This is a genomic window from Billgrantia sp. Q4P2 (assembly GCF_052806135.1).
On the sequence record NZ_JBRBAI010000001.1, the window covers coordinates 244926 to 258368 of the forward strand.

The 13443-nt window shown below is 62.5% G+C and carries 10 protein-coding genes; 6 read left to right on the plus strand and 4 right to left on the minus strand.

Annotated features, from left to right (window positions below; all coding sequences use genetic code 11):
• The first annotated feature begins 36 nt into the window (after positions 1-36).
• From ACUY1T_RS01180 to ACUY1T_RS01195, 4 genes are all read left to right on the plus strand, one after another.
• Positions 37-1110 carry a microcin C ABC transporter permease YejB gene (locus ACUY1T_RS01180; RefSeq protein WP_446019892.1) on the plus strand — a complete coding sequence of 358 codons (1074 nt, stop codon included), beginning with the start codon at positions 37-39 and terminating at the stop codon, positions 1108-1110.
• Between the two features lie 4 nt (positions 1111-1114).
• The gene (locus ACUY1T_RS01185) at positions 1115-2200 is read left to right on the plus strand and encodes an ABC transporter permease (RefSeq protein WP_446019893.1); all 1086 of its coding nucleotides are present in this window, start codon (positions 1115-1117) and stop codon (positions 2198-2200) included.
• Positions 2193-3791 carry an ABC transporter ATP-binding protein gene (locus ACUY1T_RS01190; RefSeq protein WP_446019894.1) on the plus strand — a complete coding sequence of 533 codons (1599 nt, stop codon included), beginning with the start codon at positions 2193-2195 and terminating at the stop codon, positions 3789-3791. Before ACUY1T_RS01185 ends, ACUY1T_RS01190 begins: the two co-directional genes overlap by 8 nt.
• Positions 3792-3941: 150 nt before the next feature.
• A complete protein-coding gene (locus ACUY1T_RS01195) occupies positions 3942-5699 on the plus strand; it encodes a GGDEF domain-containing protein (protein WP_446019895.1) in 1758 nt (585 codons plus the stop codon).
• A 1-nt stretch (position 5700) separates the two neighbouring features.
• Here the strand turns inward: ACUY1T_RS01195 and ACUY1T_RS01200 are convergent, their stop codons facing one another.
• Together ACUY1T_RS01200 and ACUY1T_RS01205 are read right to left on the minus strand one after the other, a co-directional pair.
• Positions 5701-6402 carry a pseudouridine synthase gene (locus ACUY1T_RS01200; RefSeq protein ID WP_446019896.1) on the minus strand — a complete coding sequence of 234 codons (702 nt, stop codon included), beginning with the start codon at positions 6400-6402 and terminating at the stop codon, positions 5701-5703.
• On the minus strand, positions 6402-7217 hold the full coding sequence (locus ACUY1T_RS01205) for an amidohydrolase (RefSeq protein WP_446019897.1): 816 nt from the start codon (positions 7215-7217) through the stop codon (positions 6402-6404). The genes ACUY1T_RS01200 and ACUY1T_RS01205 overlap by 1 nt, the downstream gene beginning before the upstream one ends.
• A gap of 160 nt (positions 7218-7377) precedes the next feature.
• Here ACUY1T_RS01205 and rarD point away from each other — a divergent pair, with 160 nt between their 5' ends.
• Positions 7378-8316, plus strand: a complete 939-nt coding sequence (gene rarD, locus ACUY1T_RS01210) for an EamA family transporter RarD (RefSeq protein ID WP_446019898.1) — start codon at positions 7378-7380, stop codon at positions 8314-8316.
• 30 nt (positions 8317-8346) lie between these two features.
• Here the strand turns inward: rarD and ACUY1T_RS01215 are convergent, their stop codons facing one another.
• Both ACUY1T_RS01215 and ACUY1T_RS01220 read right to left on the minus strand, forming a co-directional pair.
• Positions 8347-9927, minus strand: a complete 1581-nt coding sequence (locus ACUY1T_RS01215; protein ID WP_446019899.1) for a methyl-accepting chemotaxis protein — start codon at positions 9925-9927, stop codon at positions 8347-8349.
• Positions 9928-10153: 226 nt separating this feature from the next.
• The gene (locus tag ACUY1T_RS01220) at positions 10154-11428 is read right to left on the minus strand and encodes an O-acetylhomoserine aminocarboxypropyltransferase/cysteine synthase family protein (protein ID WP_446019900.1); all 1275 of its coding nucleotides are present in this window, start codon (positions 11426-11428) and stop codon (positions 10154-10156) included.
• A gap of 125 nt (positions 11429-11553) precedes the next feature.
• Between ACUY1T_RS01220 and ACUY1T_RS01225 the strand changes: the two genes are divergently transcribed.
• Entirely contained in the window at positions 11554-13266 is a 1713-nt protein-coding gene (locus ACUY1T_RS01225; RefSeq protein WP_446019901.1) for a SulP family inorganic anion transporter, read from the plus strand.
• Positions 13267-13443: the final 177 nt, after the last annotated feature.

Here is a 13443-nt window from a genome sequence, read left to right on the forward strand (position 1 = left end):
TACTCGTTACCCAAGCTTCTACAAGGATGATCTATCGTGAGTCGTTACATCCTGCGCCGCCTGCTACTGATGATTCCTACCCTGATCGGCATCATGCTGCTCAACTTCATCATCGTTCAGGCTGCCCCCGGGGGCCCGATCGATCAGATGCTGGCCCGCTTCGAGGGTATGGATGCCATGGCCAGCACGCGCCTGGACGCCGGCGGCGGCGACGTGGTGGTACAGGACGAGTCACGCGGCGCCCGAGGGGTCGATCCGCGATTCATCGAGCAGCTCGAGCAGCAGTTCGGCTTCGACAAGCCAGCTCACATTCGCTTCCTGACCATGATGCGCGACTACGCCACCTTCGACTTCGGTAACAGCTTCTTCCGCGATCGGCCGGTGGTGGAGCTGATGGTCGAGCGCTTGCCGGTGTCGATCTCACTGGGGCTATGGACCACGCTGTTGGTCTACCTGATCTCGATTCCGCTGGGGATACGCAAGGCACTTCATCACGGCTCTCGCTTCGATGTATGGACCTCGGGGCTGGTCATCGTCGGCTACGCCATCCCCGGCTTCCTGTTCGCCATCCTGCTGATCGTGCTGTTCGCCGGCGGTAGCTACTGGGACCTGTTCCCCCTGCGCGGGCTAACCTCGCCGGATTTCGAGGAACTCACTACCTGGGGCAAGGTCAAGGACTACTTCTGGCACATCACCCTGCCGGTAACGGCCATGACCATTGGCAGCTTCGCTACCTTGACCATGCTGACCAAGAACAGCTTCCTCGACGAGATTCACAAGCAGTACGTACTCACGGCGCGCGCCAAGGGAGCAAGCGATCAGCGTACTCTGTACGGGCATGTGTTCCGCAACGCCATGTTGATCATCATCGCCGGGCTTCCAGGAGCGCTGGTAACGATCTTCTTCACCGGGTCGCTGTTGATCGAGGTGATCTTCTCGCTCGAGGGGCTTGGGCTGCTCGGCTTCGAGGCAGTGATGCAGCGCGACTATCCGGTGATCTTTGGCACGCTGTTCCTCTACACCCTGATCGGACTGATCCTCAAGCTGGTTTCCGACCTCACCTACGTGTGGGTGGATCCACGCATCGATTTCGAGACACGGGAGTCCTGAGCCGATGGCATTTGCGTTCACTTCCAAGCTCTCCCCCATCACGCGGCGCCGCATCGACGTCTTCCGCAGCAATCGCCGTGCCCGGGTCTCGCTGTGGATCTTCCTCGCCCTGTTCATGGTGAGCCTCGGGGCCGAGCTGATCGCCAACGACAGGCCCATCGCCATGCGTTACGACGGCCAGTGGTACGTGCCGCTGCTGGTGGACTATCCCGAGACGGAATTCGGCGGTTTCCTGCCCACCCGCGCCGACTATCACGATCCTTTCATCCGCGAGCAGATCGAGGAGCGTGGCACGGCCGTCTGGCCGTTGATCCCCTTCTCCTACCAGACACTGGACATGCAGATGATGCGCCCTTCGCCCTCTCCCCCCGATTCACGGCACTGGCTGGGCACCGACGATCAGGGCCGCGATGTACTGGCGCGCGTGATATACGGTTTTCGCCTGTCGGTGTTCTTCGCCCTGGTGCTGACCGGTGGCTCGCTGGTGATGGGCGTGATCATCGGCGGCATTCAGGGTTATTTCGGCGGCAAGACCGACCTGATCGGCCAGCGATTCACCGAGATATGGTCGGGGCTGCCGGTGCTGTTCCTGCTGATCATCCTGGCCAGCTTCGTCCAGCCCGGTTTCTGGTGGCTGTTGGGAATCATGCTGCTGTTCTCGTGGCTCGGTCTGGTGGACGTGGTGCGTGCCGAGTTCCTGCGTGCCCGCAACCTCGAATACGTGCGTGCCGCCAAGGCCATGGGACTGCCATCACGGCTGATCATGTGGCGTCACGTACTGCCCAACGCCATGGTGGCGACCCTGACCTTCATCCCGTTCCTGTTCACCGGCGCCATCACCACCCTGACGGCGCTCGACTTCCTCGGTTTCGGCCTACCGCCAGGTTCACCCTCGTTGGGTGAACTGGTGGCCCAGGGCAAGAACAACCTGCACGCGCCCTGGCTTGGCATTACCGCCTTCGTCAGCTTGTCGTTGATGCTCTCGCTGCTGGTCTTCATCGGCGAGGGACTGCGCGACGCTTTCGACCCACGACACATTCAGCACGCACCCAGCGCCACGCCGTTGACCAGGACCCAGCCCAATGCCTGACTCTCGATCGCAACCCTTGCTGCGCCTCGACAAGTTCTCGATTGCCTTCGACGGCAAGCCGGTTCTCCGCGAGTTGACCCTGGAAGTACGACGTGGTGAAACCCTGGCATTGGTCGGCGAATCCGGCTCCGGCAAGTCCGTCTCGGCCCTGGGTGCCATGAACCTGCTACCGGATAATGCCCAGATCACGGGCGGCCGCTGGCTTGGCGACACCGACCTCACCACGCTGAAGAGACGCGAATGGCAGGGGCTACGAGGCGGGCGCGTCGGCTTCGTGTTCCAGGAGCCGATGACCTCGCTCAACCCACTGCACACCGTGGCCAAGCAGATCAGTGAAACCCTGCGCCTGCACCAGGGACTATCGGGCTGTGCGGCTCGTGAGCGCACCCGCACGCTGCTGGAACAAGTCAAGCTGCCGCGCCCCGATGAACTGCTGGACGCCTGGCCGCATCAGCTCTCGGGCGGCCAGCGGCAACGCGTGATGATCGCCATGGCCATCGCCAACGATCCAGAGCTGCTGATCGCCGACGAGCCCACCACGGCACTTGATGTCACCGTGCAGCAGGAAATCCTTGCCCTGCTTGCCGAGCTACGCGATCGCCACGGCATGGGTATGCTGTTCATCACCCACGACCTCAACCTGGTGCGGCGTCACGCCGATCGCATCTGCGTGCTCTACGATGGGCAGGAGCAGGAGACAGGACCCGTTGGCGAAGTCTTTGCCTCGCCACGCAGCGCCTATACACGAACGCTGCTGGATGCCGAGCCGATCGGCCGTCCGGCGCCGGTCACCTCGACGCAGACATTGCTCGAGGCGCGCGGCGTTGCAGTGAGTTTCCAACGTCCGAAACGGCTGTTCGCCAAGCGTCCTCCGGCTTTCGAGGCGGTGAAGCCGATCGACCTGCACCTGGCACCGGGCGAAACGCTGGGTATCGTCGGGGAGTCCGGCTCGGGCAAGACCACGCTGGCCATGGCACTGCTGAGATTGGTGGAAAGTCGCGGCGAGATAGAACTCGACGGCGAACGGCTGGACCGCCTGACCGGCAATGCCCTGCGCAAGCGGCGTCGCCGCATTCAAGTGGTGTTCCAGGACCCCTATGGATCACTTTCCCCACGCATGCCGGTATCCGACATCATCAGTGAAGGTTTACGCTTCCACTTCCCTGAGCTTGCCGATGAGGAGGTGGATAAGCGCGTACGAGCCGCCATCCACGAAGTCGGTCTGCCTGCCGACTGCGCAGCACGCTACCCTCACGAGTTTTCCGGCGGCCAGCGCCAGCGCATCGCCGTCGCCCGTGCCTTGATCCTGGAACCGGCCCTGGTAGTACTCGATGAGCCCACCTCGGCACTGGATCGCACCGTGCAGAAGCAGCTCGTCGAGCTGCTACGCGATTTGCAAGCGCGCCGTGGTTTGAGTTTTCTCTTCATCAGTCATGATCTGGCCGTGGTGCGTGCCATGGCGCACCGCGTACTCGTACTGAAGGATGGAGCCCTGGTGGAACAGGGTGAATGCCAGGCGCTCTTGGCCGGGCCTACCAGCGACTACACTCGTGCCCTGGTCAAAGCGGCAGGCCTTGTATCGCACTCTTGAGTGCATGGTTGAAGAGATAGGCGGAGATAGGAATATGCAACATGGAGATAACGGTATAAGTGCGAAGGCCTAAGAATGCATAACGCGCTCTATGATCGGCTATGGCTTATAATAGGGCTTGGCCTGTCAGGAACACAGGAAACGCCACGCATGCGCTGCCTTGTCCTCTCGTTGCGGCTATCCGCACCATTGGTGCTGGTGCTGTTCTTGTTTCCTGTCGTAGCCACGGCATCGCCTCCCTCGCTGGATTTGGACACAGGCTGGGAATACCGCTGGGGCGACTCGCCACGACTCGACGACGGCAATCCCGCCTGGCTCACCGATACGGCTGACGAGACAGCCTGGCAGGCCATCGATTTTCCTTCCAATCCGCCGGGCCGTGAAGGACATCGCCACGTGTGGTTCCGGATCACCCTACCCGCGGGTGAATGGCGCGACCCGGTACTCTATATCTACAGTATCGACCTGATTGCCCAGGCCTATCTGGATAGCGAACTGATCTATCAGCACGGCAGTTTCGACGACCGAGGCGAAGGTCCATTCATCGGCTGGCCCTGGCACGCGATCAGCCTTCCCGAAGATTTCGCCGGCAGGCAGCTCACCTTTCGAGTCTACTCCAACTACACCGATATCGGCCTGTGGGGAGAAGTCCGCCTGATGGACCGCCCCGAGTTCTTCGCCATGATCCTGAATCGCTCGGCAACCGACCTGGCAGTAAGCGCCTTTTGCCTGTTGCTCGCGCTATTGGCCGGTAGCTTCGCGCTGATCCATCAGCGCCGGCAAACCTTTGCCGGCATCGGGATCTTTTCACTCGCCTCGGGCGTGATGATCCTGGCCGAGACCCAGGCAAGCCAGCTGCTGCTGGCGACACCGCTGCTATGGAACTACCTCGCGGCTGCCGGTTACTACGCGCTACCGGTTGGCATCGGCCTGTTGCTCGAACCCTGGTTTCCGAGCCAGCATTCACGCTGGATTCGTCGGCTGTGGCAATTCCATCTGGGGTATCTGGTCCTAGCCCTGGCATTGGCGCTGAGCGGTATCGTCAATCTCTCCAGTACATTCCCGGTCTATGATGTCCTGCTGGCCTTCAGCCTGCCGGTGCTGTTTGCCCTCATTGCCATACACCTGAAGCAACTCAACGGCGAACAGCGGCTGATCATCGCTGCCTACGGCCTGTTCGGCCTACTGCTGTTGCTCGATATGGCGGTTGCCCATGGCCTGCTACCGTGGCGGCAAATTCCAGTCAGCCTGGGGGCGCTGGGCTTCAGCCTCGCCATCGTGGCGATCTCGCTGCGTCACTATGCCCTTACCCAGCGTAAGCTGGTCGAGTTGAACCAGCACCTCGAGCAGCAGGTGACTGATCGCACCCAGGAACTGCAGCTCATGGTCGAGCAACTGCGAGCGTTCTCCTACCAGGACCCCTTGACTGGCTTGAAGAACCGCCGTCACTTCGACGATATCTTCGTTCACGAAGCGGCCATTGCCCGACGCGGCTCGCCGCTGTCATTGGTCATGCTCGACATTGACCATTTCAAGCATTTCAACGACCTGTATGGGCACGAGGCCGGCGATGCGGTGCTGATAGACACGGCACGGCTGATCGACGAGCACTTCCGCGAGGCCGATGTGGTCTGCCGCCTGGGTGGCGAGGAATTCGTCGTGGTAATGCCCGGCGCTACGCCGCAGCAGGCCAGCGAAGCCGTCGAGCGCCTGTTGAATTCGATGCGCCAGCAGTGTTTCCTTCATGGTGGCGAAGCGCTCGGCTGCGTCAGTCTCTCCTGCGGTATCGCCAGCTATCCAGCACATGCCGATGATCCGATCGAGTTGATTCGTCTGGCCGACCAAGCACTCTACCAGGCCAAGCATCGTGGTCGCGACCGTAGCGAAACCTATGCGCCTTCCGCCTGACTCAGGCGAACGCGGCCACCTCGTCATCGCTCAGCTCGCGCCACTCTCCCAAGGCGAGTGTTCCCAGCGATAGCGGCCCCACCGCTTCGCGATGCAGCGCCGTAACATGGTTGCCAATGGCGGCAAACATACGCTTGACCTGATGGTAACGCCCCTCGTACAGGGTCAGCTCGGCCTCGTGGCTGCTGCGCATCACGAGTTTTGCCGGTAGCGTCGGTTTCTCTTCGCCGTCGAGCAGAATGCCCTCTTCGAAGCGTCTGGCGGCTGCGGCCAATGCTTCGCCGGCAAGCGGTTCGGCCAGGGTGGCCAGATAGATCTTGGCGCAGCGCTTGCGTGGCGAGGTGACACGATGCGACCACTGGCCATCGTCGGTCAACAGCACCAGCCCGGTGGTGTCGACATCGAGCCGTCCCACCGTCTGCAGGCGCTCTGCCTTGGGCAGGTCGATGAGATCCACTACGCGCGGATAGAGCCCGCGGCGCGCACTGCACTCCACGCCGGCTGGCTTGTTGAGCATCACGTAGCGCAATCCGACCAGGACCAGCGGCTGGCCGGCCCATTCCACTCGGTCGGATTCGCCCACTTGGCTGGCTGGCTGCTTGATGACCTCCCCGTTGACGCTGACCTCGCCACGATGCAGCGCCTTCTTGGCAAGGCTGCGGGTCAGTTCGGTGGTCTCAGCCAGAAAACGGTCGAGCCGCATCAGAACCCGACCCCATCGGACAATGTGAAATGATCGGCGTCACGCCAGGCGGGAAACTTCTCACGAAACGCCTCGAGGTCTGCATGAGAAAGCGTTGCGCTCTTGATGAAAGCCGTATCGGGCGGCTCGTCGATGATTGCCTCACCCTTGAAGTCCACCAGCATGGAGTCACCGGAATAGCGCATGCCATTGGCGTCCTCGCCGACGCGATTGACGCCGATGACGGGGCACAGGTTCTCGATCGCCCTAGCCTGCAACAGGATTCGCCAAGGGTGCCGTCGCGGCGCCGGCCAGTTGGCGACGCACAGCAGCGCATCGTACTCGAAGTGCTCGCCGGGCCCAGGGCTCTGGCGCAGCCAGACCGGGAAGCGCAGGTCATAGCAGACGCTGAGCAGGATACGAAATCCCTTCAGCGTTACGATCACCCTGTCGTGGCCCATGGAGTAGCGCTCATGTTCACCTGCCATGCGAAACAGGTGTCGCTTGTCATAGCAGACACGGCTGCCGTCCGGTCGTGCCCAGATCAGGCGGTTGTAGTAGTGGCCATCCTCGACGATTGCCACGCTTCCGGTGACGACGCAGTTGCGCTTGGACGCCTGCTCGGTCAGCCATGCGGCGGCTTGGCTTTGCTCCATGGGCTCGGCCATCTCGCGAGAGTTCATGGTAAAGCCGGTGGAAAACATCTCGGGCAGTACGATGAGGTCGGTATCCTCACCGCCAAGCTCGCCCAGTTGCTCTTCGAGCATGCGGCAGTTGGCCTCGGGATCTTCCCAGCGCAGGTCGCACTGAACCAGGGTCGTACGCAAATCGCTCATGGGGATGGTCCCTAGTCGTTGGTCGTCTATCGCTTCAGCCTAACTCAGGCAGGCAGTGACGTCAGCCCGATTGCGCGCCTCTTGCGACGATGTCCCGGGGACATGGAGCTGGGTTCAATAGGCTGCTAAATTGTAGCTTCACGTCATCAGAGTATCCGGCATGCCCCTGCAGTCCTTGAGCGATCGTGAAGCAGCACGCGGCGTCGGCTTCGGCCTGGCCGCCTACGTCATGTGGGGTTGCTTTCCGCTATTCTTTGCCTTGTTCGACGGCGTTCCCGCCTTCGAAGTACTGATCCATCGCATCATCTGGTCGTGCCTGTTCCTGGTGGGGCTGGTGACCCTGCTCAAGCGCTGGGGGCCCATCCGCAAGGCGCTCGCCGAACCTCGTCGCCTGGGGCGGGTGCTCGGCTGCGCCGTGCTGATCGCCATCAACTGGGGGCTATACATCTATGCGGTGGAGACCCGGCAGGTGTTCCAGGCCAGCCTGGGCTATTTCCTCACGCCGCTGGTCAACGTTGCGCTGGGCATGCTGGTGCTGCGCGAGGCGATGGCCGGGCTGCAGCGTGTTGCTGTGGTGCTGGCCGGCGTGGCCATCGCCATCCAGTTGCTGTTGCTGGGGGAGCTGCCGTGGATCAGCCTGACGCTGGCGCTGAGCTTCGGCACCTATGGGCTACTGCGCAAGCAGGTGCCTCTCGATGGGCTTTCAGGGCTTTTCGTCGAGACCCTGTTGCTGCTGCCGCTAGGGCTGATGGCACTCGCCTGGCTCAGCGCAGCCGAACTCTCCCATTTCCTGGGTGGGCCTCGCATTACGCTACTGCTGGTGGCAAGCGGCGTGATCACCGCCCTGCCGCTGTTGGCCTTCGCAGGAGCCGCTCGACGCCTGCGCCTCGCTACGCTGGGTTTTTTGATGTACCTCAACCCTACCATTCAGTTCTTCATCGCACTGCTGGTGTTCCGCGAACCGCTCTCGTCGGCGCAGCTTGCCACTTTCCTGCTGATCTGGACCAGCCTGGCGCTTTATTCCTGGTCGGCCTGGAATACCCGCACGCGTTCGCCTCTGGCCCCGGGCGGCACCGCACCGATTCCGGAGCAGCGCTGACACGGCGACGCCGGGCCAGCGCTTGAAGGCTTACGCCGTCTCGGGCTTGTAGCCTACGCGGAAACCACCCCAGTGCTTGTCTCCCACATAGATCGGTACGGACAGGTCATGCATGATTTCGCCCGTATCGCGCTTGTAGGTCTGCAGCAACAGCGTCTGCTCATGCGTGCCACAGCGCTGCCCGGTGGTGTCCTCGTAGATACGCCTGTTGCGACAGAACTTCAGGTCGTGCTCGTAGTCGCCGGTAGGCGGCTTGCTGCTTTGCACATTGTGGGTGGGGATGTAACCGCGGCGGTCGATACCGATGGCATAGGCAACGCCCAGCCGCTCCAGCAGCGGCTCCTGGACGCTGGGGAAATGTTCGTCAGTGTAGTGAACGAAGCCGGTCTCGTACTGCTGCGGGTTGGTACCGGGAATCGGCGTGTACTGGGCATGAAAGAGGGTCTGCTCATCGAGTTCGCCCTGCTTGATGGCCGATTCGAGCAGCGTGCCGATCTTGGCTGCCGCCTGACGGGCGGCCTCGAATACCTGCTGATGACGCCCTTCGAGGCGCTGCTGAGCAAGAGCCGCATCGACCGCCTCGGCACCGGCCATCAGGGCGCGCGCCTGGCTCGCCAGGCCGTGCATGTCGCGGTTGCCCTGCTCGGCGTCCTCCTCCAGCGTGCCCAGGGTCCCCGCCACTCGCTGCGAGTGCCGGTTGGTGTCTTCCATGGCCTCGGCGATGGAGCGGATCTCACCCTCCACCTGGTCGAAATGACCGGTCATCTCGGTGAGCTGCTCACCGACCTTGCTCATCTCCTTGGCCCGGTCGCCCACACGCTGCATCAGGTGGCCGATGGTATCGACGACGCGATGGCTGCTGTCGCCGATGTCTCCTACCAGGGCTTCGACGTTACGCGTGGCATCGGCGGTGCGCCCGGCGAGCTGGCGCACCTCTCCAGCCACCACGGCAAAACCGCGCCCGTGCTCGCCGGCCCGGGCGGCTTCGATCGAGGCATTCAGCGACAGCAGGTTGGTCTGCTCGGCGATCTCCTCGATCAGCGAGGTGACGTGGCGCACGCTGTCCGCCTTCTGGCTCAGCATGTTGAGAAGTTCCAGCGCCTCTTCGGAGCGCTCGGCCAGGGCCTGCATCTCCTCGATGACTTGACCCAGCGACTCACGACTGACGTGACTGGCATCCCGCGAACGACTGGCCAGGGTGGCCACATTGGAAGCGCTAGCCGCCACCTGCTCGATCGCCGAGGTGATTGCCGCCATGCTCGAGGAGGCCTCGCGCACGGTTTGCTCCTGGCGCTCCAGCCGATGGTCCATGCGATCGGCGTGATGGGAAACCTCGGCCGAAGCGATGGCCGTGGTGCTGGCCTGACGAATAAGACCATGAGCCATCTGGCGCAGGGAGAGATAATCCCGCGTGATGGGCAGCCAGGCGACCATACGACCATTGGCGAGGGTATCGGCATTGGCGCGATATACCGCAGCCATACCGCTCAGTGACACCGCAAGACCGGCCACCACCCCGAGGCCAACCCCGGAGAAGGCCTGCCAGCCTGCGCCACTCAGGCGAGCAATAAAGAGTCCACCGGCAAGCGCAGCCACAGCCAGTAGAAGCATAAGGATCCGCATGGCGTCTCGTCTCAGTTATTGGGGTTTACCAGAGATTAACGTTTAGTAAGTGACATACGCATCACCACTTTCGCCTGACAGACGAAAGCGCTACTCAAGTCTCACCCTGAGCGGTCGATATTCTCTTCTTCGATGTGGCGAAAACCGCCCTCTCCTGCGTTCGAGAAGGAGCGGTGAGAGGCCTGACCGTTCGGGAAGCGACGTCGCGCTTGCTCTACGCCTGGCTGGCGGCCAGTGCCTGCTCCAGGTCCGCGATGATGTCGTCGACGTGCTCGATGCCAATGGAGAGCCGCACCATGTCGGGCGTCACACCGGCCGCAACCAGTTCGTCATCGTTGAGCTGGCGATGGGTGGTCGAGGCCGGGATCGACGAGCAGGTCTTGGCGTCGCCGATGTTGACCAGCCGCAGGATCATGCCCAACGCGTCGTAGAAGCGCGCCCCCGCCTCGCGGCCGCCTTGGATACCGAAGCTGAGAATGCCGGAAGCGTGGCCGTTCATGTAGCGCTGGGCAAGGACATGATCCTTGTGACCGGGCAATCCGGCATACTGCACCCAGGTCACCGCATCGTGCGCTTCCAAATATTCGGCCACCTTGCGTGCGTTGGCACAGATGCGTTCGATGCGCAGCGCCAGCGTCTCGAGCCCCTGCAGCAGGTTCCAGGCCGCCTGGGCCGAGAGCGCCGCCCCCATGTTGCGCAGCGGCACCACACGGGCCCGCGCGATGAAGGCGGCTTCACCGACGTCGCGGGTGTAGCTCACCCCATGGTAGGAAACGTCCGGCTCGTTGAGCAGCGGGAAACGCTGAGGGTGGTCGGCCCAGGGAAACTTGCCCGAGTCGACGATCACGCCACCGATCGTGGTGCCATGGCCGCCGATGTACTTGGTCGCGGAATGGATGACGATATCGGCACCGTGCTCGATGGGGCGCCACAGGAAAGGCGTGGGCACGGTGTTGTCGACGATCACCGGAACGCCGTGGCGATGCGCGACTTCGGCCAGTCTTGCCATGTCGACCACGCTACCGGACGGGTTGCCGACGCTTTCGCAGAACACCGCCTTGGTGCGTGCGTCGATCAGTGACTCGATGCCTTCGATGTCGTCCTTGTCGGCGAAGCGCACCTCGATACCCTGGCGCGGCAAGGTATGCGCGAAGAGATTATAGGTACCGCCATACAGCTCGCTGATCGAGACGATGTTGTCGCCGGCCTCGGCGATGGTCTGGATGGCATAGGTGATTGCGGCCATGCCCGAAGCGACCGCCAGGCCGGCGATTCCACCCTCCAGCGCGGCGATGCGCTGTTCCAGCACCGCACAGGTTGGGTTCATGATGCGCGAATAGATATTGCCCTCGACCTTGAGGTCGAACAGGTCGGCCGCGTGCTGGGCATTGTCGAAGGAGAACGAGGTGGTCTGGTGGATCGGCACCGCGACGGCGTGCTGGTCGTCGGGAGCGTAGCCGTGATGGAGGGCGATGGTTTCGGGCTTCATGGCGTGTCCTGTCGGTCGTTGTCATTCTGCAGCAACTATTTCACCTGATGCTAACCAACACTCAACTCAACCACCAATATCGTTTAGTCTGGTGTTCCCAAGCCCCCTGCCATCTAAGAGACGGGATGCTCAGACGCTACTTACCGATCCTCACCTGGTTGCCTCACTACAACAGGCGCCTGGGCGGCGCCGATCTCCTGGCGGGCCTGATCGTTACCGTGATGGTGATACCCCAGTCGCTGGCCTACGCCGTGCTGGCTGGGCTGCCGGCTGTGGTGGGCCTCTACGCCAGCCTGTTGCCGGCCATCGCCTATGCCCTGCTGGGCACCAGCCGAACCCTGGCCGTGGGGCCGGTCGCCATCGTTGCGCTGATGACCGGAGCGGCATTGTCGGGGGTCGCCACACCGGGCACGCCCGAGTACCTGCAGGCGGCGCTGGTGCTCTCCCTGCTCTCCGGCCTGATCCTGCTTGTCATGGGGTTGCTGCGCATGGGCTTCGTGGCCAATTTCTTGAGCCACCCCGTCATCGCAGGATTCCTGACCGCATCGGGCATTCTCATTGCTGCCAGCCAGATGGGTTACCTGGTCGGCGTCGAACTCAGCGCTCGCGAGCTGCTGCCCAGGCTGGCGGAGTTTGCCCGTGGCCTGCCCGGCCTGCACCTGCCCACGTTGATCATCGGAATCGGCAGCCTGTCGTTCCTGCTCCTGCTGCGTCAGTACGGCCGGCCGACCCTGCGCCGCCTGGGCCTCCCTCAGCCTCTGGCCGACCTTATTACCCGTGCAGGTCCTGTCTTCGCCGTAATAGCGACCACGCTTGCCACCTGGTATTTCGAGCTGGCCGAGATCGGTGTCGCCGTCATTGGCGATATTCCCCAAGGGCTGCCACCGCTCACCGTGCCCGGTTTCGAGGCCTCCCTCTGGCAGGCGCTACTGGTACCCGCCCTGTTGATCAGCGTGGTGGGCTTCGTCGAGTCCGTCTCCATGGGGCAAATGCTGGCCGCCAGGCGTCGCGAGCGCATCTCGCCGAATCAGGAACTGGTCGGCCTGGGCGGCGCCAATGTCGTCGCCGCTTTTTCCGCGGGGATGCCGGTCACCGGCGGACTGACCCGCACCGTTATCAATCACGATGCCGGGGCGCAGACCCCGCTGGCAGGACTCTTCGCCGCTATCGGCATCGGCGCGGTGACGCTGTTTCTCACGCCAACGCTCCAGTACCTTCCCATCGCCACCCTGGCGGCAACGATCACCGTATCGATCATCACCCTGATCGACATCCCCATGATCCGACAGACCTGGCGCTACTCGCGCAGCGATTTCTCGGCCATGGCGGTCACCATCCTGCTGACTCTGGTGGAAGGCGTCGAAGCCGGCATCATCAGCGGTGTGGCACTCTCCATCGGCCTTTTCCTTTATCGCACCAGCCGTCCGCACAGCGCGCTGGTGGGCCGCATCCCCGGCACCGAACACTTCCGCAACGTCGAACGTCACGAAACCGAGAGCGTCAGCCACGTGGCATTGCTGCGTATCGATGAAAGTCTCTATTTCGCCAATGCTCGTTACCTGGAGGACACCGTCTACGACTTGGTGGCCACTCGTCCGGAACTCGAACACGTGGTGCTGATCTGCTCGGCGGTAAACCTGATCGATGCCTCGGCGCTGGAAAGCCTCGACGCCATCAATGCCCGCCTCAAGGACTCTCGCGTCACCCTGCACCTGGCCGAAGTAAAAGGGCCGGTCATGGATCGCTTGAAGTGCAGCGATTTCCTCGACGACATGACGGGGCGGGTCTTTCTCAGCAGCTATGCCGCCTGGCGCGAACTCTCCCGCCCCTCTGAGTAGCCGGATCGCCTATACCTTGGTCGAAGCCGGCTGTTTTCCTGCCTAACCCGATCGTGGGCAAGCCTTTCTTTTGTAGAGTGTTTTCACCCCTCCCTGAGCGACATTCCGCCTAGCGGAAAGCAGATGGCGACCCAACGTCAAGCATGCGTTGACACTGCAGCGGGGTCTTCCTAGTAT